24 protein-coding genes are annotated in these 26887 nt (G+C 70.0%); 5 read left to right on the forward strand and 19 right to left on the reverse strand.

Annotated elements, in window-relative coordinates:
• The first annotated feature begins 231 nt into the window (after window positions 1-231).
• Window positions 232-792 carry a Spy/CpxP family protein refolding chaperone gene (locus N4G63_RS20380; RefSeq protein WP_260787049.1) on the forward strand — a complete coding sequence of 187 codons (561 nt, stop codon included), beginning with the start codon at window positions 232-234 and terminating at the stop codon, window positions 790-792.
• Between the two features lie 133 nt (window positions 793-925).
• Window positions 926-1471, forward strand: coding sequence for a flavodoxin family protein (locus N4G63_RS20385; RefSeq protein WP_260787048.1), 546 nt, complete (start codon window positions 926-928; stop codon window positions 1469-1471).
• Between the two features lie 97 nt (window positions 1472-1568).
• Here N4G63_RS20385 and N4G63_RS20390 read toward each other — a convergent pair whose 3' ends face one another.
• The 10 genes from N4G63_RS20390 to tal form a co-directional block, all read right to left on the reverse strand.
• On the reverse strand, window positions 1569-2384 hold the full coding sequence (locus N4G63_RS20390) for an SDR family NAD(P)-dependent oxidoreductase (protein WP_260787047.1): 816 nt from the start codon (window positions 2382-2384) through the stop codon (window positions 1569-1571).
• Window positions 2385-2496: 112 nt separating this feature from the next.
• Window positions 2497-3375: a crotonase/enoyl-CoA hydratase family protein gene (locus N4G63_RS20395; protein ID WP_260787046.1), complete on the reverse strand. Its 879-nt coding sequence runs from the start codon at window positions 3373-3375 to the stop codon at window positions 2497-2499.
• 119 nt (window positions 3376-3494) lie between these two features.
• Window positions 3495-4151, reverse strand: a complete 657-nt coding sequence (locus N4G63_RS20400; protein ID WP_260787650.1) for a TetR/AcrR family transcriptional regulator — start codon at window positions 4149-4151, stop codon at window positions 3495-3497.
• The gene (locus N4G63_RS20405; protein WP_314600127.1) at window positions 4148-5149 is read right to left on the reverse strand and encodes an ABC transporter substrate-binding protein; all 1002 of its coding nucleotides are present in this window, start codon (window positions 5147-5149) and stop codon (window positions 4148-4150) included. Before N4G63_RS20405 ends, N4G63_RS20400 begins: the two co-directional genes overlap by 4 nt.
• A 50-nt stretch (window positions 5150-5199) precedes the next feature.
• On the reverse strand, window positions 5200-6165 hold the full coding sequence (locus tag N4G63_RS20410) for an ABC transporter permease (RefSeq protein WP_260787045.1): 966 nt from the start codon (window positions 6163-6165) through the stop codon (window positions 5200-5202).
• Between the two features lie 58 nt (window positions 6166-6223).
• Window positions 6224-7114: an ABC transporter permease gene (locus N4G63_RS20415; RefSeq protein ID WP_260787044.1), complete on the reverse strand. Its 891-nt coding sequence runs from the start codon at window positions 7112-7114 to the stop codon at window positions 6224-6226.
• Window positions 7107-7910, reverse strand: coding sequence for an ABC transporter ATP-binding protein (locus N4G63_RS20420; RefSeq protein ID WP_260787043.1), 804 nt, complete (start codon window positions 7908-7910; stop codon window positions 7107-7109). The genes N4G63_RS20415 and N4G63_RS20420 overlap by 8 nt, the downstream gene beginning before the upstream one ends.
• Window positions 7911-8078: 168 nt before the next feature.
• A complete protein-coding gene (locus N4G63_RS20425; protein ID WP_314600128.1) occupies window positions 8079-8699 on the reverse strand; it encodes an HAD family hydrolase in 621 nt (206 codons plus the stop codon).
• 172 nt (window positions 8700-8871) lie between these two features.
• Complete coding sequence (gene pgi / locus N4G63_RS20430) at window positions 8872-10470, reverse strand: glucose-6-phosphate isomerase (protein ID WP_314600129.1); 1599 nt, start codon at window positions 10468-10470, stop codon at window positions 8872-8874.
• Between the two features lie 138 nt (window positions 10471-10608).
• Window positions 10609-11559 (reverse strand): transaldolase, encoded by a 951-nt coding sequence (gene tal / locus N4G63_RS20435; RefSeq protein ID WP_314600130.1) that lies wholly within the window; start codon window positions 11557-11559, stop codon window positions 10609-10611.
• 105 nt (window positions 11560-11664) lie between these two features.
• Here tal and N4G63_RS20440 point away from each other — a divergent pair, with 105 nt between their 5' ends.
• The 3 genes from N4G63_RS20440 (at window position 11665) to N4G63_RS20450 (ending at window position 15368) form a co-directional block, all read left to right on the forward strand.
• Window positions 11665-12777: a right-handed parallel beta-helix repeat-containing protein gene (locus N4G63_RS20440; protein WP_314600131.1), complete on the forward strand. Its 1113-nt coding sequence runs from the start codon at window positions 11665-11667 to the stop codon at window positions 12775-12777.
• Window positions 12778-12887: 110 nt separating this feature from the next.
• A complete protein-coding gene (gene zwf, locus N4G63_RS20445; protein WP_260787039.1) occupies window positions 12888-14342 on the forward strand; it encodes a glucose-6-phosphate dehydrogenase in 1455 nt (484 codons plus the stop codon).
• 138 nt (window positions 14343-14480) lie between these two features.
• Complete coding sequence (locus N4G63_RS20450) at window positions 14481-15368, forward strand: MurR/RpiR family transcriptional regulator (RefSeq protein WP_260787038.1); 888 nt, start codon at window positions 14481-14483, stop codon at window positions 15366-15368.
• 60 nt (window positions 15369-15428) lie between these two features.
• Here N4G63_RS20450 and N4G63_RS20455 read toward each other — a convergent pair whose 3' ends face one another.
• From N4G63_RS20455 to N4G63_RS20495, 9 genes are all read right to left on the reverse strand, one after another.
• Window positions 15429-15704 (reverse strand): STAS domain-containing protein, encoded by a 276-nt coding sequence (locus N4G63_RS20455; RefSeq protein ID WP_260787037.1) that lies wholly within the window; start codon window positions 15702-15704, stop codon window positions 15429-15431.
• 8 nt (window positions 15705-15712) lie between these two features.
• The gene (locus N4G63_RS20460) at window positions 15713-16348 is read right to left on the reverse strand and encodes an MlaC/ttg2D family ABC transporter substrate-binding protein (RefSeq protein WP_314600132.1); all 636 of its coding nucleotides are present in this window, start codon (window positions 16346-16348) and stop codon (window positions 15713-15715) included.
• 138 nt (window positions 16349-16486) lie between these two features.
• A complete protein-coding gene (locus N4G63_RS20465) occupies window positions 16487-17233 on the reverse strand; it encodes an MlaA family lipoprotein (RefSeq protein ID WP_260787035.1) in 747 nt (248 codons plus the stop codon).
• Window positions 17230-17718, reverse strand: coding sequence for an outer membrane lipid asymmetry maintenance protein MlaD (gene mlaD, locus N4G63_RS20470; RefSeq protein WP_260787034.1), 489 nt, complete (start codon window positions 17716-17718; stop codon window positions 17230-17232). The genes N4G63_RS20465 and mlaD overlap by 4 nt, the downstream gene beginning before the upstream one ends.
• A gap of 34 nt (window positions 17719-17752) precedes the next feature.
• Complete coding sequence (gene mlaE / locus N4G63_RS20475) at window positions 17753-18538, reverse strand: lipid asymmetry maintenance ABC transporter permease subunit MlaE (protein ID WP_260787033.1); 786 nt, start codon at window positions 18536-18538, stop codon at window positions 17753-17755.
• Window positions 18535-19368 (reverse strand): ABC transporter ATP-binding protein, encoded by an 834-nt coding sequence (locus N4G63_RS20480; RefSeq protein WP_260787032.1) that lies wholly within the window; start codon window positions 19366-19368, stop codon window positions 18535-18537. Before N4G63_RS20480 ends, mlaE begins: the two co-directional genes overlap by 4 nt.
• 219 nt (window positions 19369-19587) lie before the next feature.
• Window positions 19588-20163 carry an outer membrane beta-barrel protein gene (locus N4G63_RS20485; RefSeq protein ID WP_260787031.1) on the reverse strand — a complete coding sequence of 192 codons (576 nt, stop codon included), beginning with the start codon at window positions 20161-20163 and terminating at the stop codon, window positions 19588-19590.
• Window positions 20164-20491: 328 nt separating this feature from the next.
• Complete coding sequence (locus N4G63_RS20490; RefSeq protein WP_314600133.1) at window positions 20492-21967, reverse strand: glutamate synthase subunit beta; 1476 nt, start codon at window positions 21965-21967, stop codon at window positions 20492-20494.
• 113 nt (window positions 21968-22080) lie between these two features.
• The gene (locus N4G63_RS20495) at window positions 22081-26823 is read right to left on the reverse strand and encodes a glutamate synthase-related protein (RefSeq protein WP_260787649.1); all 4743 of its coding nucleotides are present in this window, start codon (window positions 26821-26823) and stop codon (window positions 22081-22083) included.
• Window positions 26824-26887: the final 64 nt, after the last annotated feature.

The raw sequence follows: 26887 nt of genomic DNA on the forward strand, positions 1-26887 counted from the left end.
CAGAGAAACGTATCACAGCATGTCAAGCCGGCGCGCCGACATGCGGCGCGACAAAAGCCGGCCCGCCACGACACAGAGCCCGCACATGCCGGGCGTTCAATGGCATCTGTCGGCCCAGCGACTTGTGCCACCCGGTTGGCCGACCCGGGCGGCCGGCCGGCAACGGCCGGCCATGCCAACAGCCCGCGGGCCGCCCACCCGCCACCGAACGATCCGATGAAGGACATGACCATGAAGAAGACCCCGATGCGCCTTGCCGCCCTGACCTGCCTGACCCTGGCCCTGGCCAGCGCCGGCCAGGCCTTTGCCCACCGCGACGGCGACGGCCGCGGGCGCATGACGCCGCCCACCGCGGCCCAGGTGAGCGAGCGCCTGGCCAGCGCCAAGGGCGCGCTGAAGATCACCGCCGCCCAGGAAGGCGCCTGGAAGCAGTACGAGGACATGGTGCGCGGCCAGGCCGCGGCGCGCGAAAAGCAGCACGCCGAGATGGCCGAGCGCCGCAAGGCCGGCACGCCGCCCGATGCCACCGAGCGCGAGGCCCTGCGCAAGCAGTTCGACGCCCAGCGCAGCGCCCGCGACAAGGCCCGCGACACGCTGATGGCCGCGCTGACGCCCGAGCAGAAGACCGTGGCCGAGCGCCAGCTGCGCCGCGGCGATGGCGGCCGCGGCCATGGCCACCACGGCCACCACGGCCGGCGCGGCGACGGGCATGAGCGCGGCCACGGCGGGCGTCACGACGACCCCCGCGGCCCGCGCGACGGCCAGCCGCCCAAGGCCCCTGGCACGAACTGAGCGCGGCCGCGGACGGGGCGCGCCATTCAAGCGCTTTGAACGGGGGCATCGAAGAGGCTGGACGACCGCCGCCACCGGCGTGCCCAGAATCCAGTCCATTGATGACCCCCGCCACCGCTTGAAGGAGCGCCCCATGTCCACCATCGCCATCGTCTACCACTCCGGCTACGGCCACACCCAGAAGATCGCCGAGGCGCTGGCCGAAGGCGCCGGCGCCGGCGCCACGCTGGTGGCCATCGACGCCGAAGGCAACCTGGCCGAGGGCGGCTGGGACACGCTGAACGCCGCCAAGACCATCGTCTTCGGCTCGCCCACCTACATGGGCATGGTGAGCTGGCAGTTCAAGAAGTTTGCCGATGCGTCCAGCAAGGCCTGGTTCACCCGCGCCTGGCAGGACAAGAAGGCCGCCGGCTTCACCAACTCGGCCTCGCTGAACGGCGACAAGGCCAGCACCCTGGCCTATCTGCAGACCCTGGCCAACCAGCACGGCATGCTGTGGATCAGCCTGGGCCAGGCCCCGGCCAACAGCAAGGCCGCCACGCGCGCCGACATCAACAACCTGGGCGGCTCGGGCGGCCTGCTGGCCAGCACGCCCTCGGATGCCTCGACCGCCGAGATGGTGTCGGGCGACATCGCCAGCGCCAAGGCCTTCGGCGCGCGCATCGCGAAACTCAGCTAACCCCCGAAGCGGCTTCGCCGCCTCCCCCTTAGGGGGCGCCGCCAGCGGCCCGGCAGAGCCGGTTCCGCGGCGGCCGCTGGGTTCCTTCCTCTGCCCTTCAGACAGGGAGCAGCTTGGCTCCCGCGTCGACGCTGATCACCTCGCCGGTGGTCTTCACCGCGTCGACGCCCAGGTACCAGGCGGTGCGTGCCACGTCCTCGGGGCTCATCACTGCCGCCAGCGCGGCGCGGCCCTGGTAGGCCTTGACGCTGGCGTCGTAGCGGCCCTCGGGGCCTTCGCCCAGGCCCTGCTTCAGCCAGGGCGTCTCGACGAAACCCGGCGCGATGGCGTTGACGCGCACATCGGGCGCCAGCGCCCGCGCCAGCGCAATGGTCAGCGTGTTCAGCGCGCCCTTGCTGGCCGCATAGGCGATGCTCGAGCCCATGCCGGTGAGCCCGGCGATCGATGACATGTTCACCACCGCGGCATGCGGTGCCGCGGCGCGCAGCAGCGGCTCGAGCGCGCGCACCATCTGGAACGCCCCCACCACGTTGACCGCGTAGATGCGCTGGAAGTCCTCGGCGTCCAGCCCGTCGAGCTTGCGCGCGTGCATGAACTTGGTGGTGCCGGCGTTGTTCACCAGCACGTCGCAGCGGCCCCAGCGCGCCTGCACCGCGGCGGCCAGCGCGCGGCAATCGGCATCGTTGGCCACGTTGGCCTGCATCACCAGCACGTCGGCGCCCAGCGCGCAGCAATCCTCGGCCACGGCCTCGGCGGCCACGGCATCGTGCGCGTAGTTCACCACCACGTTCCAGCCGCGCTCGGCATACAGGCGCGCGGTGGCCGCGCCGATGCCCGACGACGAACCGGTCACCACACACACCTTGCGTTGCGCCACCGAATCGGGCGTCGAGTCGGGCATCGGATCGGGCATCGAAGTCTCCGTTTGCATTCAAACCAGCGGCCGCCGCGGGTCCGGCGCCGCCGGGCCGCTGGCGGCGCCCCCTGGGGGCAGGCGCCGCGGGCGCTTCGGGGGGGCTGCGCGCTCACCACCAAGGATAGAAACCGGGCATGTCGCTGGACGCCTGCTGGCGGTACTGCGGTGCGCGCTTCTCGTTGAACGAGGCCACGCCTTCCCGGCCGTCATGGCGGCTGGTGTGCAGCATGGCCAGGCTCTCGATGGCGTGCGCGTCACGCGGGTGCGGCAGCGCGGCGTTGCGCAGCATCATCTGGCGCATCAAGGCGATGGACACCGCGCTGCGCCCGTCGATGAAGCGGTGGGCCAGGCGGTGGGCCTCGTCCAGCAGCTGCTCGTGCGGCACCACGGCCTTCAGCAGGCGGCCGGCCAGCGCCTGCTCGGGCGTCAGGATGTCGGCCGAGTACACCCATTCCAGCGCCTGCTGCGGGCCCACCAGGCGTGGCAGAAACCAGCTGCTGCAGGCCTCGGGCACGATGCCGATGCGGCCGAACACGAAGCCGATGCGGGCCTTGTCGCTGGCCAGGCGGATGTCCATCGGCAGCGTCATCGTGGCGCCGATGCCCACCGCCGCGCCGTTGATGGCCGCGATGATCGGCTTCTTGCACTCGAACACCGCCAGCGAGACGCGGCCGCCGGTGTCGCGCACACGCTGCCGGATGTCGGGATCGTCCCAGCGCGCCTCGAGCTCGGCCAGGCCGGGGTCCAGCGTTTCGTCCAGCCCGAACACATTGCCACCCACCGACAAATCCATGCCGGCGCAAAACGCCCGGCCGGCACCGGTGACCACCACCGCGCCCACGGCGTCGTCGTCGCTGGCGCGGGTGTAGGCGGCGATCAGCTCCTCGGCCATCTCGGTGGTGAAGGCATTGAGCTGCTCGGGCCGGTTCAGCGTGAGCGTGAGCACACGGTCGGTGATCTGCCAGTCGAGCGTGGAGTAGGCGGCCATGGCGGTTGCGGCGGTGACGGGGTGGGCGCAGCATAGGCGTGCGCGCCGCCCCGTGGCCGTCGCCTGCGTGACCCGGGCATGGTGCCGGCACGGTGCCGGCGCGGTGCCCGCGGTGGCCCTCAGCCCAGGCCGCAGCCGCGCAGCATCAGCGCCACCACATGCTCGGTGGCGCGGCTGCGGTCGCGGTCGCTGAGCGCGTCGCGGCCCAGCACGGCGCACACCTGCAGATCGAAATCGGCATAGGTCTGGGTGGCGGCCCAGATGGTGAAGAACAGGTGCGTGGCATCCACCGGCGCCATGCGCCCGCCGGCCACCCAGGCCTCGATCACGCGGGCCTTGGCCAGCACCATGGCGCGCAGCTCGGTGCGCAGCAGCGCGCCCAGCTCGGCGGCGCCGTGCAAAAGCTCGTTGGCGAACACGCGGCTGGCATCGGGGCGCTCGAAGCCCATCGCCATCTTGGCGCGGATGTAGGCCTCGAGCGCCTGGCGCGGGTCGGCCTCGGCCACCAGGCCGTCCATCGGCACCAGCCAGTCGTGCAGGGTGCGCGCCAGCACCGCGCGGTACAGCTCGGCCTTGCTGCCGAAGTAGTAGTGCAGATTGGCCTTGGGCAGGCCGGCCTCGTCGGCAATGGCGGCCATGGTGGCGCCATTGAAGCCGGTGCGGGCGAACACGCGTTCGCCCGCACCGAGGATCAACGCCTCGTTGGCCTGGCGGATGGCGCCCTTGCGGGCCGCCTCATCCTCCGCGATGGCCGGCGTGGCGCGCGGGCGAATCACTTGCTGGCGGCTTCCCAGACCGCATGCGAGTAGCCGGCCTTGCCCGGGTCCTTCTTGATCACCGGCGAGCTGCCGCCGGTGAGCAGCACCTTCACCGTGCGCTCGTAGGCGGCGGGCTCGAGGTAGCCGATCTTGGCCGTGCCGGCGGTGCTGATCAGCTTGGCCACGTTCTCCATCTGGCGCTTTTGCACCGCCAGCTTGGCGCTGCCCGACGGATCGGCGGCCACCACCACCTTGGCGGCTTCTTCCGGGTTCTTCACCGCGTCGTTCCAGCCCTTGAAGGTGGCCTTCAGAAACTTGCCCATCTTGGCCACGAAGGCCTTGTCCTTGAGCTTGCTTTCCAGCACGTACAGGCCGTCTTCCAGCGAGGCCACGCCTTCCTTCTCGTAGAAGAAGGTGATCAGGTCGCTTTCCTTGATGCCGGCGTCCACCACCTGCCAGTACTCGTTGTAGATCATGGTGCTGATGCAGGCGGCCTGCTTCTGCAGCAGCGGGTCGACGTTGAAGCCCTGCTTGAGCACCTTGACGTCGCTGTCGGGCTTGAGGCCCAGCTTGCCCATCCAGTTCAGGAACGGGTACTCGTTGCCGCCGAACCAGACGCCCAGGGTCTTGCCCTTGAAGTCCTTGGCGCTGGCCACGCCGCTGTCCTTGCGGCAGGTGAGCATCAGGCCCGACTTGTCGAACACCTGGGCGATGTTGACCAGCGGCACGCCGGCCTCGCGCGCGGCCAGCGCGTCGGGCATCCAGTTCACCACCACGTCGGCCTGGTTGCCGGCAATCACCTGCACCGGGCTGATGTCGGGGCCGCCCGGCTTGATGGTCACGTCCAGGCCCTCGGCCTTGTAGTAGCCCTTGGCGGCGGCCATGTAGTAGCCGGCAAACTGCGCCTGCGGCACCCACTTCAGCTGCACCGTGACCTTCTCTTGCGCCTGGGCACCGAAAGCCGCTGCGGCCAGCGCGGCGGCCAGCGCCACCTGCTTGATCATCGAACCTGCCATCGCTCTCACTCCTGGGGTTGGTTGTCTGTGGGACGGGGAAAACGGGGGACTCAGCGCGATCTGACCGACGGATGCCAGAACGCCACCTTGCGCTCAAGCTGCACCAGCAAGGCATAGGCCAGCGAGCCGGTGACGGCGGCCACCACGATGGCCGCCCACACCAGGCCCACGTTCATGCGCGCGGCCTCGGTGCTGATGCGAAAGCCCAGGCCCACCGTGGGCGAGCCGAAGAACTCGGCCACGATGGCCCCGATGAGGGCCAGCGTGGCATTGACCTTCAGCGCGCTGAAGATGAAGGGCATGGCCATCGGCAGGCGCAGGTCGCGCAGCGTGCGGCCGTAGCCGGCGGCATAGCTGTGCATCAGCTCGAGCTCGAGCTTGCCGGCCGCCTGCAGCCCGGCCAGCGTGCTGATGAGCATCGGAAAGAAGGTCATCAGCACCACCACGGCGGCCTTGCTGGGCCACTCGAAGCCGAACCACATCACCATGATGGGCGCCACCGCCACCAGCGGCACGGTGCTGGTCAGGCTGGCCAGCGGCAGCAGGCCGCGCTGCAGGAAGGGCGCGCGATCGATCGCCACGCCGACCGCAAAGCCCAGGCCCGAGCCCAGGGCCCAGCCGATCAGCACCGACTTGCCCACCGTCTGCACAAAGTCAGCGGCCAGCGTGTCCCAGCGATCCACCAGCATGCCGGCAATCCAGCTGGGCGCGGGCAGCAGCACGCGCGGCACATCGAACAGCGTGACGCCCACCTGCCAGACGTACAGCACCCACAGGCCGAACAGCGCCGCGGTGGCCGTGCCATGCCAGCGCCGGCCGTCCAGCGCCGCCACGCGCTGCACGCTCCAGCCGGCCAGGCCCAGCACCGCCAGCAGGGCCAGGCGCCAGGCCCAGGGCACGGTGCCATCGTCGAAGCTGCCAGGCTCGGGCATCAGCAAGCACAGGCCGGCGGCCGCGGTCAGCGCGATGGCCAGCGCCAGCCACCAGGGCGCACCACGTGTCGCCTGCCCGCTCACGGGACTGCCCTCCGCGCTGTGCGCTGCGGGATTCGCGCTTGGGAACGGCCCGGCGCGCTCACGCCTGATTCCTTCGCGCCAGCACCAGCCGCTCCAGCGCGGCCACGGCGCCGGTGAGCGCCAGGCCCAGCAGCGCGCTCATCACCAGCGCGCTCCAGATGCCCACGGTGTTGCCGTAGTAGCTGCCGGTGAGCAGCCTGGCGCCCAGGCCAGCCTGCGCGCCGGTGGGCAGCTCGGCCACCATGGCGCCCACCACGCCGGCGGCAATGGCCACGCGCAAGCTGGGAAACAGGTAGGGCAGCGCCGAGGGCAGGCGCAGCAGCCAGAAGGCCTGCAGGCGGCTGGCGGCATAGGTGTGCATCAGCTCGGTCTCGATGCGCTGCGGCGCGCGCAGGCCCTGCACCATGGCCACGGTGACCGGAAAGAAGCACAGGTACATGGCAATCGCCGCCTTGGGCGCCAGTCCGCTGAAGCCCAGGCTGCCCAGGATCACCAGCACGATGGGCGCGATGGCCAGCACCGGCACGGTCTGGCTGGCCACGATCCAGGGCAGCAGCGCGCGGTCGAGCGTGCGGCTGTGCACGATGGCCGCGGCCAGCACCACGCCCAGCAGCGTGCCCAGCACAAAGCCCAGCAGCGTGGACTGCGCCGTGACGGCGGCGTGATAGAGCAGGTTGCGGGGTGAGTCGAGCGGAAAGTCGAACAGGCTTTCGCGCAGATCGGCCAGCACCTGGTGCGGCGCCGGCAGCACCGGGCGCTCCATGGCCCAGGTGGTGGCCACCAGCTCCTGCCAGCCATAGGCCGTGCCGCGCGGCGTGAGCACGCGCTCGATGGCGCCCTGGGCGTTGAGGCCCACCGCGCCGCCGTACCACAGCAGCAGCACCGCGGCCAGCACCACCGCCACCGGCAGCGCCTGCTCGCGCAGCGTGGGGGCGGTGCGCCTAGTCATCGGCCGCGTGCCCTGCCCCGTGGCCATGCGCCAGGCCCTCGCGCACCTCGTGCGCCAGCGCCATGAACTCGGGCGTGTCGCGCATGTCCAGCGTGCGCTCGGCCGGCAGCGGCGAATCGATGACCTTCAGGATGCGCCCCGGCCGCGGGCTCATGACCACGATCTTGGTCGACAGGTACACGGCCTCGGCGATCGAGTGGGTGACGAACACCACCGTGCGCCGCTCGCGCTGCCACAGCTGCTGCAACTGCTCGTTGAGCCGGTCGCGCGTGATCTCGTCGAGCGCGCCAAAGGGCTCGTCCATCATCAGGATCTTGGGCTCGAAGCCCAGCGCGCGGGCGATCGACACGCGCTGCTGCATGCCGCCCGAGAGCTGCCAGGGGTACTTGCCCTCAAAGCCGGCCAGGCCCACGCGCAGCAGGTGCTCGCGCGCCACGGCCTCGGCCGCGGCCTTGGCCTGGCCCTGGATCTGCAGCGGCAGCATCACGTTGGCCAGCACCGTGCGCCACGGAAACAGTGCCGGCGCCTGGAACACATAGCCGTAGGCGCGGGCCAAGCGGGCCTGCCGCGGCGACATGCCGTTGACCAGCACCTGGCCCGAGGTGATGGGCTCCAGATCGGCGATCACGCGCAGCAGCGTGGTCTTGCCGCAGCCCGAGGGGCCGATCAGCGACACGAACTCGCCCTGGGCGATGCTGAGATCCACCTCGCTGAGCGCATGCACCGGGGCATCGGCGGCAGGGTAGGTCACGCTGGCACGGCGCACCTCGACGGCCGGCGGGTCGGAAACAGTCATCGCAGCCCTGACAAAAACTCTGGCAAACCCTGACCAAACGGTCAGCTTATTGTGACAACGAAGCCAGTTCCATGCCATCGAACGCCGGGGCAAACGGCTCGGGATCTACCCGATGTGGTGCGCGCCGGCGCACCGGCCTGGGTCATCCGGCGGCAGCCCGGCCCGCGCTCAATCCAGCCACCAGCCGGCGGCGCGCAGGTCGCGCTCGGCCTGCGCGGCATCGGTGAACAGCAGCGCCTGCCAGCCGGCCTGCCGGGCGGCCTGCACGTTGGGCGCGTGGTCGTCAAGAAACAGCAGGGTCTCGGCCGGCACGCCAAAGCGCGCGGCGGCCAGCGCAAAGATCTCGGGCTCGGGCTTGTTGAAGCCCACCCGCGCCGAGAACACGCCGGCGTCGAAGCCACGCACGAAGTCATGCGCCGCCTCCAGCTGATCGGCATACGGCGCCGGCATGTTGGACAGGTAGAAGGTGCGGCGGCCGGCGGCACGCACCCGCTGCAGCAGGGCCACCGAATCGGGCAGCGGCTGCAGCTCGCCGGGCACGGCCTCGATCACGGCCTGGGCCTCGTCCAGCCGCAGGCCGGTGCGTGTGGCGATGCGCTGCGCCAGCGCCTGCGGGCTGACCGTGCCGCGGTCGAACTCGGCCCAGTCGCCGCCGTAGCTCTGGAAGATCTGATCCACCCAGTGGCGGGCGCTGGCCTCGTCCGCGGCGCGCCCGGGCAGCACCTCGCGCAGCAGGACCTCGGGCCGCCAGCGAAACAGCACGCGGCTGAAGTCGAAGACGAAGTTCATGCCAGCCCCTCGTCCGACGGGTGCGTCGGCCAATCCCCCGAGGGGATCGCGGGCCGGCTTGCGGACTGAAGCCGGACACAAACAGTCCCTGCGGACGGTTTGTGCCTGCTGAAGGCCCCTGGCTTCTGGCCAGTGGCCGGCCCGGCGCTCGGCCCGCGCACCGCTCGTGCCATCACCTCAGCCGCGCCAGCAGCCCGGCGGTGGAGCCGTCCAGGCCGCTGGCATCGCCCGAGGCCAGGCGCGGCAGCAGGTCGTTGCACAAGGCCTTGCCCAGCTCCACGCCCCATTGGTCGAACGGGTTGATGCCCCAGACGGCGCCGCTGCAGAACACGCGGTGCTCGTACAGCGCCACCAGCGCGCCCAGCGTGCGCGGCGTCAGCTGATCGAGCAGCAGCGTGGTGCTGGGCCGGTTGCCGGCAAAGCTGCGGTGGCGGGCCACGGTCAGCTTGCCCAGCGTGGCCGAGGCGGTGGGCGCCTTCTCGCCCAGCGCGGCCTCGGTGGTCTTGCCCAGCATCAGCGCGGCGCTTTGCGCCAGGCCGTTGGCCAGCAGCTTGGTGTGCAGATCGGCATGGCCGTGGGTGGGCGTCTTGACCAGGATGAACTCCACCGGCACCGCTTCGGTGCCCTGGTGCAGCATCTGGAAGTAGGCATGCTGGCCGTTGGTGCCGGGCTCGCCCCACACCACCGGGCTGGTGGCATAGGGCAGCGGCTGGCCGTCGAGGTCGACGCTCTTGCCGTTGCTCTCCATCTCGAGCTGCTGCAGGTAGGCCGGCAGGCGAGCCAGGCCCTGGTGGTAAGGCGCCACCGAGCGGCTGGCGTAACCATGGAAGTTGCGGTACCACACGTCCAGCAGGCCAAGCTGCACCGGCAGGTTGGTCTCGAGCGGCGCGCTGGCGAAGTGGCGGTCCATGGCATGCGCACCGGCCAGCAGCGCGCGAAAGTGCTCGGCACCGATGGCAATGGCCAGCGGCAGGCCGATGGCGCTCCACAGCGAGTAGCGCCCGCCCACCCAGTCCCAGAAACCGAAGGTGGTGTGGATGCCGAAGGCCGCCGCCGCCTGCAGGTTGGTGGTGGTGCCGACGAAGTGCCGGGCGATGTCGCCTTCGCTGCCGCCGTGGGCCAGGAACCACTGCCGCGCCACCTGCGCGTTGGCCATGGTCTCCTGGGTGGTGAAGGTCTTGCTGGCGATGATGAACAGCGTCTCGGCCGGTTTCAGCGGCTGCAGCACCGGCGTGATGTCGTGGCCATCCACATTGCTGACGAAGTGCATCGTGATGCCCGGGTGGGCAAAGGGCTGCAGCGCACGCGCGGCCATGGCCGGCCCCAGGTCGGAGCCGCCGATGCCGATGTTCACCACATGGCGGATGCCGCTGCCGGCGGTGTCGCGCACGCTCTCGGCATAGGCCAGCATGCGGTCCAGCACCTCGTGCACCTCGGCGCTGAACAGGCCCTCGCCGCGCGGCGCGCGCAGCGCGGTGTGCAGCACGGCGCGGCCCTCGGTGGTGTTGATCGGCTCGCCGGCCAGCATGGCGTCGCGCCGCGCCTCCAGGCCCACCTCGCGCGCCAGCTCGGTGAGCAGCTTGCGGGTCACCAGATCCCAGCGGTTCTTGCTGAGATCGGCGAACACCTCGGGCGCGGCCAGCGCAAAGGCTTCAAAGCGCTGCGGGTCGCGCGCGAAGGCCTCGCGCAAGTCGAGGCCGCGGCCGTGGGCCTGGTAGTGCCCCTGAAGTCCCGTCCATGCGACGGTCTGATTGCACCGCTTGAAATCCATGTCAGCTCTCCATTCCAGCCATCGTCTACCCGCGAGCACCACACCGACGCAACCCAGCGGCCGCCACGGAACCGGCTCTGCCGGGCCGTCGGCGGCGCCCCCTTGAGGGGGAGGCGGCGCAGCCGCTTCGGGGGTGGGTCAGTTCAGCTCCTGGATCATCTTGTCGAGCTTGCCGGCATCCACCGCGAAGGCGCGGATGCCCTCGGCCAGCTTCTCGGTGGCCATGGCGTCCTCGTTGAGCGCCCAGCGGAAGGCCTTTTCGTCGTAGTGCAGCTCGGGCAGATCCATGGCCTGCGCGGCCGCGGCGTCGAGGCGGCGGTTGAGCGGGGCCTCGCTGGCCTGCAAGGCGCTGAGCAGATCGGGGCTGATGGTCAGCAGGTCGCAGCCGGCCAGCGCGGTGATCTGGCCCACGTTGCGGAAGCTGGCCCCCATCACCTCGGTGGCGATGCCGTGGCGCTTGAAGTGCTGGTAGATGGCCTCGACCGAGCGCACGCCGGGGTCCTGGGGGCCGGCCATGGCGGCCTCGTCCCAGGCGGCGCCGGCGTTCTTCTTGTACCAGTCGTAGATGCGGCCCACAAAGGGGCTGATCAGGCGCACGCCGGCATCGCCGCAGGCCACCGCCTGGCAGAACGCGAACAGCAGCGTGAGGTTGCAGCGGATGCCTTCGGCCTCGAGCACCTTGGCCGCCTGGATGCCTTCCCAGGTGGCGGCAATCTTGATCAATACGCGCTCGCGGCCGATGCCGGCCGCCTCGTACAGCGCCATCAGGCGGCGTGCGCGGGCCAGCGTGGCGGCGGTGTCGAAGCTCAGGCGCGCATCCACCTCGGTGCTCACGCGACCGGGCACCACCTTCAGGATCTCGAGGCCGAAGCGCACCAGCACCTGGTCGACGATGGCGTCCAGCGGCTGGCCACGGTGGGCGGCCACGGTGTCGGCCAGCAGCGGCGCGTAGTCGGCCGCCTGCACGGCCTTGAGGATCAGGCTGGGGTTGGTGGTGGCGTCGCGCGGGGCGAACTGGGCCAGTTGCTTGAAGTTGCCGGTGTCGGCCACCACGGTGGTGTATTGCTTGAGCTGATCGAGCTGGTTCATGGGCGTGCGGGTTGCGGCATTGGGGCCGGAGCGGACCAGAGCGAATTAGAACCGCTTGGCGTGACGGCGGGTTCCGGCTGGGTTACGGCCCGCAAAATGCGGGCCATGGGCACACCGGCAAACCTTGAGCACAGCGGGCGCCGCCGTGCCTGCCGCCTGCTGGCCGGCAGCATGGCCGCGGCGCTGGCCCGCGGCCTGCGCGGTGCCGGCTTAGGGGGGGCTGGCGTGGGCGGTGCCGGCTTGAGCGGCGCCGGCCTGTGGGCGGCCGCGCGGCCGGCCCGGGCCGAAACCGCCACGGGCGCCACGCTCTGGGCCGTAGGCCCCGGCCTGCCGCTGCGCAGCGTGGCCGAGGCCCTGCGCCGGGCGCGCGACGGCGACACCATCACCGTGGCGCCGGGCACCTACCGCGGCGATGTGGCGGTGATCCACCAGCGCCGGCTGACCATCCGCGGCCTGGGCCAACGCCCGCTCATGCTGGCCGATGGGCGGCATGCCGAGGGCAAGGCGATCTGGGTCGTGCGCGACGGTGATCTGCGCATCGAGAACATCGCCTTCCAGGGCGCACGCGTGCCCGATGGCAACGGCGCCGCCATCCGCTTCGAGCGCGGCCGCCTCGCGCTGCGGGGCTGCCTGCTGGCCGACCACCAGATGGGCCTGCTGACCGGCAACGACGGGCGCGCCGAGCTGCTGGTCGAGGACTGCGAGTTCCGCGACGCGCCGCCCCCCGGCGCCAGCCTGCCGCACCTGCTGTACGCCGGCCGCATTGCGCGGCTCACGGTGCGCGGCAGCCGCTTCAGCCGCGGCTTTGAAGGCCACCTGATCAAGAGCCGCGCGGCCGAGACGGTGATCGAGCACAACCACATCGACGACGGCCCCACCGGCCAGGCCTCGTACGAGATCGACCTGCCCAATGGCGGCCTGGCGCGGGTGGCCCACAACCGCATCGGCCAGGCCGCAGGCACGCGCAACCCGGTGATGCTGTCTTTCGGCGCCGAGGGCCAGGCCTGGCCGCGCAGCGGCCTGCAGCTGCTGGACAACCAGTTCGTCAACCGCGCCGGCGCGGCGCGCGGCGTGCCGGTGCGGGTGTGGGCCGACCGCCTGCCGCCCGGCACGCCGGTGCTCAGCCGCCACAACCGCTGGCTGGGCGGTGGCACGCCGGTGCTGGGCCCGCAGGCCGACCGCCAGGGCGACGACGCGGGGCCGCTGCCGGCCGAGTAGGCCGCACCGGCCCGCGCACCGATTGACGGACCGAAGAAACTGCCGCATCATCCGTCATGTAACTGAGTTACAAACTCGGCACGCAACACCCAGCCTCAGCGAGCTCTTCCATGTCTTTCGACCTCGTGTTTTTCGGCGGCACCGGCGACCTCACCTGGCGCAAGCTGATGCCGGCGCTGTTCCAGGCCTTTCGCCACGGCAAGCTGCCGCCGGGGGGGCGCATTCTGGCCGTGGCGCGCGACGAGCGCAGCGACGACGAGTACCGCGCCTTCATCAAGGAGCGCTTTGTCGAGGTCGACAGCGCCAAGCGCCCCAGCGACGAGGAGTTCGCGCGCTTCGCCGAGCTGCTGCACTACCGGCGCATGGACCTGTCCAAGCCCGAGCATTACGCCGGCCTGAAGCAGTGGCTGGACGAGCGCGGCGCCGACACCGCGGTGCTCTACCTGGCCACCAGCCCCTACCTGTTTCCGGTGATCTGCGAGCAGCTGGGCGCCGCCGGCCTGAACGGCCCCAAGGTGCGCGTGGTGCTTGAAAAACCGCTGGGCCACGACCTGGCCAGCGCGCAGCAGATCAACCGCGTGGTGCGCGCGGTGTTCCACGAAAGCCAGGCCTTCCGCATCGACCACTACCTCGGCAAGCCGGCGGTGCAGAACCTGATGGCACTGCGCTTCGGCAATGCGCTGTTCGAGCCGCTGTGGCGCCGCGAGAGCATCGCCAACATCCAGATCACGCTGGCCGAGAGCCTGGGCGTGGGCACGCGCGGCGACTACTACGACACCACCGGCGCCTTGCGCGACATGATCCAGAACCATGCGCTGCAGCTGCTGACCATGATCGCGATGGAGCCGCCGTCGACCAACGACGCCGATGCCATCCGCGACGAGAAGCTCAAGGTGCTCAAGAGCCTGAAGCCCTTCACCGCCGAGAGCGTGGCGCGCGACGTGGTGCGTGGCCAGTACAAGGCCGGCGGCGTGGCGGGCCAGGCGGTCAAGGGCTACCTCGACGAGGTCAAGGTGCCGGCCGGCAGCCACTGCGAAACCTTTGTCGCGCTGCGCACCGAGGTGCAGAACTGGCGCTGGGCCGGCGTGCCCTTCTACCTGCGCACCGGCAAGCGCATGGCCGGGCGGCATGCGCAGATCGTGGTCAATTTCCGCGAGGTGCCGCACCCGATCTTTGCCGGCTCGGCGCGCGCCAACAAGCTGGTGATCAAGCTGCAGCCCGAGGACGGCCTGGAGCTGCACCTGCTGGCCGCCAAGGGCTCGGTGGGCGGCGCCCAGGGCGAGCAGCTGGCGCCGGTGAGCCTGGACCTCGACTTCGACAAGGCCTTCGCGCACGAGCGCGTGGGCGCCTACGAGCGCCTGCTGCTCGACGCCATTGCCGGCCGCCTGAACCTGTTCGTGCGCAGCGACGAGCAGGAGCAGGCCTGGCGCTGGGTGATGCCCATCCTGGACGCCTGGGCCCACGACGCCAACGGCCCGCGCACCTATGCCGCCGGCAGCTGGGGCCCGCCCGCGGCCAGCGCGATGGTCGCCCGCGACGGCTGCACCTGGGACGAAGAACAATGACCCCCCCCCGATGCGCCTGCGGCGCCTCCCCCCCAGGGGGGCGCCGCCAGTGGCCCGGCAGAGCCGGTGCCACGGCGGCCGCTGGGTGGCACCTTGCCCCCACATCGCGCCTCTCGCCCATGCAGACGGGGGCGGACGATGCTTGATCGGATCAAGGCGTGCATTCCGGCTTTGCCGCCGGCCGAGCAGCGCGTCGCCAAGCTGCTGCTGGCCGACCCGCGCAGCTTTGCCACGCTGCCGGTCAGCGAGCTGGCCGAGCGCTCGCATGTCAGCAAGCCCACGGTGGTGCGCTTTTGCCGCAGCATCGGCTACGACGGCCTGGCCGACTTCAAGCTCAAGCTGGCGGGCACGGTCAACGAGGGCGTGCCCTTCGTGCACCGGGCGGTCGACGAAGACGACAAGCCCGGCGACCTGATCGTCAAGGTCATCGACAACGCCGTGGCGGCGATGCTCAAGTTCCGCAACGACGCGGTGGGCCATGCCTTCGATCAGGCCATCGGCGCGCTCACCGCGGCCGGCCAGGCGGGCAAGCGCATCGAGTTCTATGGCGTGGGCAACTCGGGCATCGTGGCGCAGGACGCCCAGCACAAGTTCTTTCGCCTGGGCGTGCACACCATCGCCAGCAGCGACGGCCATGTGCAGGTGATGAGCGCCACCATGCTGGGCCCGGGCGACTGCGCCGTGGTGTTCAGCAACTCGGGCCGCAGCCGCGACCTGATCGACGCCGCCGACATCGCCCGCCGCAAGGGCGCGCAGGTGATCGTGATCACCGCCAGCGGCTCGGTGCTGTCGCAGTGGACGCTGAGCCACAACCAGATCCTGATTGCCGCCGACCACCCGGAAGACGCCGACCGCTACAGCCCGATGGTCTCGCGCCTGCTGCACCTGCTGATCGTGGACGTGCTCACCACCGGCGTGGCGCTGCGCCTGGGCCCGGCGCCGCGCGCCCACCTGCAGGAGATCAAGCGCAACCTGCGGGCGCGGCGCTATGCGCTGCCCGAACCCACGCGGCGCGATCCGCAGTAGCCGGCCCAGCCCGGCCCGTCCGGCTCTGGCCGCCGTGGCGGCTGCGGCTGCCGCGGTGCCTTACAGCGCCAGCAGCTCGGCCACGCCGTACAGCTGCGCCAGCTGGGCCAGCTTGGGCGGCGCGCCGGTGACGCGCAGCGTGCGGCCACGCGCCGCGGCCTGGCGGCGGCACTCCAGCAGCAGGGCCACCGCGGCCGAATCCAGCACCTGCAGCGCCGAGGCGTCGAGCACCGGTGCGTCGGCCGCGGCCAGCTGCGGCGCCAGGCGCTGCAGCGTGGCGCGCGCATCGGCCAGGGTCAGCGTGGCCGGCAGCGAGATCAGGGCGGTGTCGGCCATGCCGGGGCTCAGCTCTTGGGCGCCGAGGCCAGCGACTTGTTCTTGTCGCCCAGGCGCTTGATCAGCGCATCGAGGCCGCCGGCCGACAGGTCCTTGGCGAACTGGCCCTTGTAGGCCTCCACCAGCCAGAAGCCGCCGACGTTGACGTCATAGATCTTCCAGCCCTCGCCGGCCTTCTCGAGGCGGTAGTCGAGCTGGATCGGATCGCCCTTGCCACGCACCTCGCTGCGCACCACCAGTTCGGTGGCATCGGCCGCGGCGCGCAGCGGCTTGACCACCACCGCCTGGTCCTTCACCTGCGTGAGCGCACCCGAGTAGGTGTTGATCATCAGGGTCTTGAACTCTTCGAGCATGCGCTTCTTCTGCTCGGGCGTGGCGCTGCGCCACTGCGGGCCCACCGACATGGCCGTCATGCGCTCGAAGTTCACGTGCGGCATGACCTTGCTGTCGACCAGCGAGCGGATCTTGCCGATGTCGCCGTTCTGGATCGACTTGTCGGTCTTGGCCGTGTCCATGACCTCGGCCGACAGCTGCTTGACGAAGGCCTCGGCGCCCAGTGGCTCGGCATGCAGTGCCGGGGCGGCGGCCCAGGTGGCGGCCGCCAGGGCCAGGCCGGCAGCGGAAATCCAGCGACGTCGCAACATGGTGTTCAGGTCCTTTCGTGTCGGGCGCCCGCAGGGCGCCAGGTGCTTCAACGCGCCAGCCCGTCCATCGGTTCACAGGCGCGGCGCGCGGCGTGCGCTTGTACCGGTGCGCGGGTGCGCCGGCGTGCCGTCAGGGGCTCAGGGCGCGTCGTCTTCGGGCGGCTCGCCGTCGTAGATCAGGCTGCGGCGGCGCGCCAGGTAGGCGTCGCGCATCAACACGTACTTGTCGAGCGCGATGTCGTCGAGCACGCGCCCGGCGTTGAGCAGCTTGACCCGCGTGTTGAGCAGCTGCACGAAGCTGGCGCCATAGCGATCGCGCGGCTCCTGGAACACCAGCGCCGGGCCGGAGTCGCGGATGTCGAGCAGCAGGGCCGAGCCGTCGCGCAGCGTCGACGGGCCCAGGAAGGGCAGCACCAGGTAGGGGCCGCTCTTGACGCCCCAGCGGCCCAGGGTCTGGCCAAGATCCTCGACGCTGGTGCGTTCGAGCCCGGCCTCCTCGGCGATGTCGAGCACGCCACCGAAGCCGAACACGGTGTTCACCGCGCTGCGCAGGCCCATGTTCAGGCCCTGCACCGGCTTGGCCTGCAGGAACAGGTTCACCGTGGTCCAGGCATCGCCCAGGTTGCCCAGGAAGTTGTCGACCCCGGTGCGCAGCGGCTGCGGCACCAGGCTTTGGTAGAGCAGCGCGGCCGGCTTGATCGCCACCTCGTCCAGGCCCTCGTTGAACGCGAAGACATGGCGATTGAAGCGCTCGAACGGGTCTTTCTGGGTCAGCCGGCCGGGGCCGTCGGACGGCGAGGGCAGCGTGGCGCAGCCACCCAGCGCCAGGCTGGCCAGCAGCAGCAGGGCGCCGAGCCAGCGGCGCAGCGGCGTGTCATGCCTCATTTCTTGGCCCCCGCATCGGCGCCCGAGCCGGCATCGGCCGCCTTGCTGAACAGGAACTGGCCGATCAGGTTCTCGAGCACCACCGCCGACTGGGTCTGCTTGATGAGGTCGCCCTGCACCAGGTTGGCGGTGTCGCCACCGGCCTCCAGGCCGATGTACTGGTCGCCCAGCAGGCCGGCGGTGAGGATCTTGGCCGAGCTGTCCTTCGGAAACTCGACGCCGCGGTTGACCGCCAGCGTGACCACGCCCTGGTAGGTCTTGGCATCGAGGGTGATCGACAGCACGCGGCCCACCACCACACCGGCCGAACGCACTGGCGCACGGGCCTTGAGGCCGCCGATGTTGTCGAAGCGGGCCTGCAGCGTGTAGGTGTCGCCGCTGGAGAAGCTGGCCAGGTTGGCGGCCTTCAGGGCCACGAACACCAGGGCGCCCAGACCGAGCACCACGAACAGGCCGACCAGGATTTCGAGATTGCGTTTTGCCATGCTTGTGTCTTGTTGTCGGTGCCGTCAGGAGGGCTCAGCGCGGGGCCGAGAACATCAGCGCGGTGAGCAGGAAGTCCATGCTCAGCACGCCCAGCGAGGCCACCACCACGGTGCGGGTGGTGGCGTAGGCCACACCTTCGGGCGTGGCCTCGGTTTCGTAACCCTGGTACAGCGCCACGGCGGTGCAGATGATGCCGAAGACGAAGCTCTTGACCACGCCGTTGCCCACATCGCGCCACACGTCCACGCCGTTTTGCTGGATCGACCAGAAGTTGCCGGCGTCGATGCCGATCAGGCCCACGGCCACCAGCCAGGCCCCGGCAATGCCGATGGCCGAGAACAGGATGGCCAGCAGCGGCATGGCCACCACGCCGGCCAGGAAGCGCGGCGCGAGGACGCGCTGGCGCGGATCGAGCGCCATCAACTCCAGCGCGGCGATCTGCTCGCCGGCCTTCATCAGTCCGATCTCGGCCGTCAGCGAGGTGCCGGCGCGGCCGGCAAACAGCAGGGCCGTGACCACCGGGCCCAGCTCGCGCACCAGGCTCAGGTTGACCACCAGGCCCAGCGACTCGGCCGCGCCAAAGGTGATCAGCGTGTTGTAGAGCTGCAGCGCGAGCACGAAGCCCACCGCCATGCCCGAGGCCAGGATGATCAGCAGCGAGCGGTTGCCGATGGCATGGATCTGCTCGACGATCAGGCCCGGCCGCCGCAGCGCCGGCAGCAGCGCAGCCAGCAGGTCGACGAAAAAGATCGCGGCCCGGCCCCAGCCGCGCAGCATGTTGAGCACCCGGGCGCCGAGTGCGGCCAGCAAGTTGCTCATGCCCGGCCTCCGGCGGCTGTGGCGCCCAGACCGAAGTCGTCGGCCAGGGGCGGTGCGGGGTAATGGAATTTCACCGGACCGTCGGGCTCGCCACGCACGAACTGGCGCACCTCGGGGTCGCTGGAGCCCATCAGCTCGGCCGGCGTGCCCTGGGCCACGATGCGGCCTCCGCCGGCCATCAGCACCACCCAGTCACTGATGGCCATGCATTCGGGCACGTCGTGCGAGATGACGATGGAGGTGGCGCCGGTGACATCGTTGAGCGTGCGGATCAGCTTGGCGGCCACGCCCATGCTGATCAGGTCGAGCCCGGCAAAGGGCTCGTCGTACATGATCAGCTCGGGGTCCAGCGCGATGGCGCGCGCCAGCGCCACGCGCCGCGCCATGCCGCCCGACACCTCGCTGATCTTCAGCCCTGCGGCACCGCGCAGGCCCACGGCATTGAGCTTCATCAGCACGATGTCGTGGATCAGCGGCTCGGGCAGGTCGGTCATCTCGCGCAGCGGGAAGGCGACGTTCTCGTACACCGTCAGATCGGTGAACAGCGCCCCGAACTGGAACAGCATGCCCAGGCGCCGGCGCAGGCGGTAGAGCTGCGGGCGGTTGTGCACGTCGACCACTTCGCCGTCGAACACCACCCGGCCTGCCGTGGCGCCATGCACGCCGCCGATCAGGCGCAGCAGCGTGGTCTTGCCGCAGCCCGAGTTGCCCAGCACAGCCGTGACCTTGCCGCGTTGGAAACGCAGGCTCACGTCGTTCAGGATGGTGCGACTGCTGTCGTAGCCGAACGTGACGTGGTCGATCTCGATCAGGGTGTCGGAGGCGCTCAAAGGGCTGCGTGGATCGGCACAGGGGCCGGCCCAGCGCCGGCACCCGCGCCGGTGCGTCCGGGATGGGAATGCACAAATTCTCGCACGCAGCCCGAAAAACCTTCGGGATTGCACCAATAACGGGTGGCAAAGCCTTGTTTCGTGCCGGTCAAGCGAGGCCTGGCCCGCCAAACGCGGGCCAGGCGTTGCGTGCGCGCCATGGCGCGCCGCGGCAAGGCGTCAGAAAGAGTAGCTGACGCCCAGCGACAGCAGGTCGACGTCGCCCTGGTCGCCGCTCAGCTTGAAGCGGAAGCGCTCCCACTCGGCGCGCAGCTGCACCGACTTGCTGAGCGACCAGCCCACGCCAAAGCCGAACTTGATGTCGGTGCCGCTGTCGCGCTCGCTGACCCGCACGCCGTCCGACTCGCCGCTGGGGTAGGACTCGGCCTCGCCCTTGGCCTTGCCATGGAAGATGCCCAGCTTGGCAAAGGCCGAGAAGTCGCTGGACAAGGGCAGCACGCCGACGGCGTCGACGAACACGCCACCGCCCTTGACGCTGCCGCGGCCACCGTCGCCGCTGAGCTTGGCCTTGCCCAGGTTGACGTAGCCGCCTTCCACCGCCAGGTTGGGCATCAGCAGGCTGCCGACGCCGAGCTTGAAGCCGGTGCCCTTGCGGTCGAGGTTGAGGCCGGGGGTCTCGTCGATCTTCCAGTCCGAGATGCCGACCGAGCCGAAGGCATACAGATCGGCGGCCTGTGCGCCGGCCATGGCGGCCAGGCCCAGCGTGGCCGCGGCGATGATTCGTTGAATGTGCATGGTGTCTGGCTCCAGGAAGTTGCGCGTCGGCCGAGCCTGCCTCGACCGCGCGGCGGATGCTAGAAAAGCCCGCCTGCGCCGCACCCCCCCAATTGCTGCAACGCAACGGATCGGCGGGTGGCGTCCATCCTTCTACGGAGTTAGCACACGCTCCTTGGTGTGCGTTTGCATCGGGCGCATCCAGATGCAACGGCCGCGGCGGGCGTCGGCACCACGGCCCCAACCATCGCCACACCCACCGCCACACCCACGGCCCGACCCCTGCCGCGCCATGAAAAAGGCCCGCACGGTGGCGGGCCTTGTCGGGGCAGCACGGGCGCGGCGGCGGTCAGCGCGGCAGCGTGGTCTCGCCCATCAGGAAGCGGTCGACCTCGCGCGCAGCCTGGCGGCCTTCGCGGATGGCCCACACCACCAGGCTCTGGCCGCGGCGCATGTCGCCGGCCACGAACACCTGCTCGGCGCTGGTCTGGTAGCCACCCAGGTCGTCGGTGCCGGCCTTGGCGTTGCCGCGGCCGTCCTTGTCGACACCGAAGGCCTGGAGCACGCTGGCCAGCGGGTTGGTGAAGCCCATCGCCAGCAGCACCAGATCGGCCTTCCATTCCTTCTCGGTGCCCGGCACCTCGACCAGCTTGCCGCCCTCGAAGCGCACCTCGGCGGTCTTCAGGCCGGTGATGCGGCCCTTGCTGCCGACGAACTCCTTGGTGGAGATCGCGAACTCGCGCTGGCAGCCTTCGTCGTGGCTGGAGCTGGTGCGCAGCTTGATCGGCCAGTAGGGCCAGACCATCGGCTTGTTCTCCTGCTCGGGCGGCATGGGCATCACCTCGAACTGGGTGACGCTGGCGGCGCCATGGCGGTTGCTGGTGCCCACGCAATCGCTGCCGGTGTCGCCACCGCCGATCACGATCACGTGCTTGCCCTCGGCGCGCAGCTGGGCCTTGAGCTTGTCGCCGGCCACCACCTTGTTTTGCTGCGGCAGGAACTCCATGGCGAAGTGCACGCCGTCCAGGTCGCGGCCAGGCACCGGCAGGTCGCGGCTCTGCTCCGAGCCGCCGGCCAGCAGCACGGCGTCGAACTGGGCCTTCAGCTCGGCGGCGCTGACCGTGGTCTTGGCATCGTTGGTGACCTTGGCCCCGGCGCCATCGGCGGGCATCGCGCCCACCAGCACACCGGTCTTGAAGACCACACCCTCGGCTTCCATCTGCGCCACGCGGCGGTCGATGTGGCCCTTGTCGAGCTTGAAGTCGGGGATGCCGTAGCGCAGCAGGCCACCGATGCGGCTGTTCTTCTCGAACACCGTCACGTCGTGGCCGGCACGCGCCAGCTGCTGCGCCGCCGCCAGGCCGGCCGGGCCCGAGCCGACCACGGCCACCTTCTTGCCGGTCTTGCGCGCGGCGGGTTGCGGCTTGACCCAGCCCTCGGACCAGGCGCGGTCGATGATGGCGTGCTCGATCGACTTGATGCCGATGGCGTCGCCATTGATGTTGGCCACGCAGGCCGCCTCGCACGGCGCGGGGCAGATGCGGCCGGTGAACTCGGGGAAGTTGTTGGTGCTGTGCAGCGTGGTGATGGCCTCGGCCCAGTCACCGCGGTACACCAGGTCGTTGAAGTCCGGGATGATGTTGTTGATCGGGCAGCCGCTGTTGCAGAAGGGCGTGCCGCAATCCATGCAGCGCGCGCCCTGCAGCTTGGCCTGCTCGGGGCTCAGCGCAATGACGAATTCCTTGTAGCCCTTGAGCCGCGCGGCCACGGGCTCGTAGCCCTCTTCGATGCGTTCGTATTCCAGGAAGCCGGTGACTTTTCCCATGATGGTCTCTCTGTCTCGGTTGCGACCGTGTCGGGGGGCGGCAGGCAGCGCTCGACGCCGGGCCTGAACGCCCCCCGCGGGGTGGCCACCCGCCGGGGTGGCCGGGGCGGGCCTTACTTGCCGGCCGGTGCCTTGGCGGCCTTGGACTTGGGTTCGCCCTTGTCCCTGGCCTTGGCGATGGTCTCGTCCTTGGCCTTGGCGGCGTGGATCTCGCCCAGCGCGCGCTTGTACTCGGTGGGGAACACCTTGACGAAGCGGGCGCGGCTGTTCTCCCAGTCGTCGAGGATGTCGCGGGCGCGCAGCGATCCGGTCCAGCTGTGGTGCTGCTCGATCAGCGACTTCAGCAGGTCCTCGTCGGCCTGGTCGCGGTGCCACACGGGGCGCGGCACGGCGGTCTCCTGCTCGAGCTTGGGCAGCACCTTCTCGAGGGCCACCTGGGCGGTGTTGCAGCGCTTGGCGAACTGGCCGTCTTCGTCATAGACGTAGGCGATGCCGCCGCTCATGCCGGCGGCAAAGTTGCGGCCGGTCTTGCCCAGCACCACGGCGGTGCCGCCGGTCATGTACTCGCAGCCGTGGTCGCCCGTGCCCTCGACCACCGTGGTGGCGCCCGACAGGCGCACCGCGAAGCGCTCGCCGGCCACGCCGCGGAAGAAGGCCTCGCCGCTGGTGGCACCAAACAGCGCGGTGTTGCCGATGATGATGTTCTTGCTGGCGTCGCCGCGGAAGTCGATGCTCGGGCGCACCACCACGCGGCCGCCGCTGAGGCCCTTGCCGGTGTAGTCGTTCGCGTCACCGATCAGGTACTGCGTGATGCCCGGGGCCAGGAAGGCGCCGAAGCTCTGGCCGCCGGTGCCCTCCATCTGCATGAAGATGGTGTGGTCGGGCAGGCCTTCGGGGCGATGGCGGATCAGCTCGCCCGACAGCATGGCGCCCACCGAGCGGTTGACGTTGCGCGTGTCCTGCATGAACTGCACCTTCTCGCCACGCAGGATGGCGGGCTGGCACTTCTCGATCAGCTGCTGGTCGAGCGCCCGGCCCAGGCCGTGGTCTTGCGCATCGACGTGGAAGCGCGGCACCTCGGCCGGCACGGCCGGCATGTGGAAGACCTTGGAGAAGTCGAGACCGCGGGCCTTCCAGTGGCTGATGGCCTTGCGCGTGTCGAGCAGGTCGGCACGGCCGATCAGGTCGTCGAAGCGGCGGATGCCCAGCTGGGCCATGATCTGGCGCGCTTCTTCGGCGATGAAGAAGAAGAAGTTCACCACGTGCTCGGGCTTGCCCGAGAACTTGGCGCGCAGCACCGGGTCTTGCGTGGCCACACCCACCGGGCAGGTGTTGAGGTGGCATTTGCGCATCATGATGCAGCCCTCGACCACCAGCGGCGCGGTGGCGAAGCCGAACTCATCGGCGCCCAGCAGCGCGCCGATGACCACGTCGCGGCCGGTCTTCATCTGGCCGTCGGCCTGCACCCGCACGCGGCCGCGCAGGCGGTTGAGCACCAGGGTCTGCTGGGTCTCGGCCAGGCCCAGCTCCCAGGGCGAGCCGGCGTGCTTGATCGAGCTCCAGGGCGAGGCACCGGTGCCGCCGTCGTGGCCGGCGATCACGATGTGGTCGGCCTTGCACTTGGTGACGCCGGCGGCGATGGTGCCCACGCCCACCTCGGACACCAGCTTGACGCTGATGTCGGCCTTGGGGTTGACGTTCTTCAGGTCGTGGATCAGCTGGGCCAGATCCTCGATCGAGTAGATGTCGTGGTGCGGCGGCGGCGAGATCAGGCCCACGCCGGGCACGCTGTAGCGCAGGAAGCCGATGTACTCGCTGACCTTGCCGCCGGGCAGCTGGCCGCCCTCGCCGGGCTTGGCGCCTTGGGCCATCTTGATCTGGATCTGGTCGGCCGAGACCAGGTACTCGGTGGTCACACCGAAGCGGCCCGAGGCCACCTGCTTGATCTTGGAGCGCAGGCTGTCGCCGTCGCGCATCTCGTAGTCGGACTCGATGACCTTGCTGCCGATCACGTCGGACACCTTGGTGCCCTGCGTGATCTTGATGCCCTTGAGCTCGTTGCGGTAGCGCGCCGGGTCTTCGCCACCTTCGCCGGTGTTGCTCTTGCCGCCGATGCGGTTCATGGCCAGGGCCAGCGTGCTGTGCGCCTCGGTCGAGATCGAGCCCAGGCTCATCGCGCCAGTGGCGAAGCGCTTGACGATGTCGGCCGCCGACTCGACCTCTTCCACCGGGATGGCCTTGCTGGGATCGACCTTGAACTCGAACAGACCGCGCAGCGTCAGGTGGCGCTTGCTCTGGTCGTTGATGATCTGGGCGTATTCCTTGTAGGTCTCGAACTTGCCGGCGCGCGTGCTGTGCTGCAGCTTGGCAATGGCGTCGGGCGTCCACATGTGCTCTTCGCCGCGCGAGCGCCAGGCGTACTCGCCGCCGGCCTCGAGCATGGTGGCCAGCACCGGGTCGCTGCTGAAGGCGGCGCGGTGGGTGCGCAGCGCCTCCTCGGCCACCTCGAACACGCCGATGCCGCCCACCTGGGTGGAGGTGCCGCGGAAGAACTTCTGCACGAAGTCCTTCTGCAGGCCGATGGCCTCGAACAGCTGGGCGCCGCAGTACGACATGTAGGTCGACACGCCCATCTTGGACATGATCTTCGACAGGCCCTTGCCGATGGCCTTGACGTAGTTGTAGATCGCCTTCTCGGCCGACAGCTGGCCCGGCAGCTCGGCATGCATGGCCGCCAGGGTTTCCATCGCCAAGTAGGGGTGCACGGCCTCGGCGCCGTAGCCGGCCAGCACCGCGAAGTGATGCACCTCGCGCGCCGAACCGGTTTCGACCACCAGGCCCACGGTGGTGCGCAGGCCGGCACGCACCAGATGGTGGTGCACCGCGCTGAGCGCCAGCAGGGCCGGAATGGCCACCTGCTCGCGGCCCATGCGGCGGTCGGTGATGATGATGATGTTGTGGCCCGAGCCGAGCGCGTCCACCGCCTCGGCACACAGGCTGGCCAGCTTGGCCTCGACGCCTTCGTGGCCCCAGGCCAGCGGGTAGGTGATGTCGAGCTCGTAGCTCTTGAACTTGCCGCCGGTGCGCTCGGCGATGGCGCGCAGGCGCGCCATGTCGTCGAAGTCGAGGATGGGCTGGGCCACCTCCAGGCGCATCGGCGGGTTCACCGCATTGATGTCCAGCAGGTTGGGGCGCGGGCCGATGAAGCTGTTCAGGCTCATCACGATGGCCTCGCGGATCGGGTCGATCGGCGGGTTCGTGACCTGGGCGAACAGCTGCTTGAAGTAGTTGTAGAGCGGCTTGTTCTTGTCGCTCAGCACGGCCAGCGGGCTGTCGTTGCCCATCGAGCCGATGGCTTCCTCGCCGGCCGCGGCCATCGGGGCCAGCAGGAACTTGATGTCTTCCTGGGTGTAGCCGAAGGCCTGCTGGCGGTCGAGCAGCGGCTCGGCGAAATCAGCCGCCGGGCCGGCGGTGACCTCCAGCGAGTCGAGGCGCACGCGCACCTGCTCGATCCACTGGCGGTAGGGGCGCGCGCTGGCGTACTGGGCCTTGAGCTCCTCGTCGTCGATGATGCGGCCCTGCTCCAGGTCGATCAGGAACATCTTGCCGGGCTGCAGGCGCCACTTCTTGACGATGCGGTTTTCGGGGATGGGCAGCACGCCGCTCTCGGAGGCCATCACCACCAGGTCGTCGTTGGTGACGATGTAGCGGGCCGGGCGCAGGCCGTTGCGGTCGAGCGTGGCGCCGATCTGCTTGCCGTCGGTGAAGACCATCGCGGCCGGGCCGTCCCAGGGCTCGATCATCGCGGCGTGGTACTCGTAGAACGCACGGCGACGGGTGTCCATCAGCTCGTGGTTCTCCCAGGCCTCGGGGATCATCATCATGGCCGCGTGGGCCAGCGGGTAGCCGCTCATGGTGAGCAGCTCGAGCGCGTTGTCGAAGGTGGCGGTGTCGCTCTGGCCCTCGAAGCTGATCGGGTAGAGCTTGCTCAGGTCGTCGCCCAGCACCGGGCTCTTCATCACGCCTTCACGGGCGCGCATCCAGTTGAAGTTGCCCTTGACCGTGTTGATCTCGCCGTTGTGCGCGACCATGCGGTACGGGTGGGCCAGCGGCCACTCGGGGAAGGTGTTGGTGGAAAAGCGCTGGTGCACCAGGGCCAGGGCCGAGACCACGCGCTCGTCGGCCAGGTCCTTGAAGTACACGCCCACCTGGTCGGCCAGCAGCAGGCCCTTGTAGATGATGGTGCGGCAGCTCATGCTGGGCACGTAGTACTCGCGGCTGTGCGTCAGCTTCAGGCGCTGGATGGCGGCCGAGGCGGTCTTGCGGATGACGTAGAGCTTGCGCTCCAGCGCATCGGGCACGATCACATCGGGGCCGCGGCCGATGAAGATCTGGCGGATCACCGGCTCCTTGGCGCGCACCATGGGCGACATCGGCATCTCGAGGTCGATGGGCACGTCGCGCCAGCCCAGCAGCACCTGGCCCTCGGCCTTGACCGCGCGCACCAGCTCCTGCTCGCAGGCCAGGCGGCTGGCGTGCTCCTTGGGCAGGAAGATCATGCCCACGCCGTACTCGCCCGGGGGCGGCAGCACGATGCCCTGGGCGGCCATCTCGGCGCGGTAGAACTCGTCCGGGATCTGGATCAGGATGCCGGCGCCGTCGCCCATCAGCTTGTCGGCGCCCACCGCGCCGCGGTGGTCGAGGTTCTCGAGGATCTTCAGACCCTGCTGCACGATGTGGTGCGCGCGCTGACCCTTGATGTGGGCCACGAAGCCGACGCCACAGGCGTCTTTCTCGTTGGCGGGGTCGTACAGGCCGGCCTGGGCCAGCGCGTCGATTTCGGCGGCGCTGGTCATGACGGTGGACAGGGGGGTGGCGGGCGTGGACGCGGGCATGCGCACTCCTTCGCTGGCAAAACAG

The organism is Aquabacterium sp. OR-4, assembly GCF_025290835.2.
GTDB lineage: Bacteria > Pseudomonadota > Gammaproteobacteria > Burkholderiales > Burkholderiaceae_C > Pseudaquabacterium.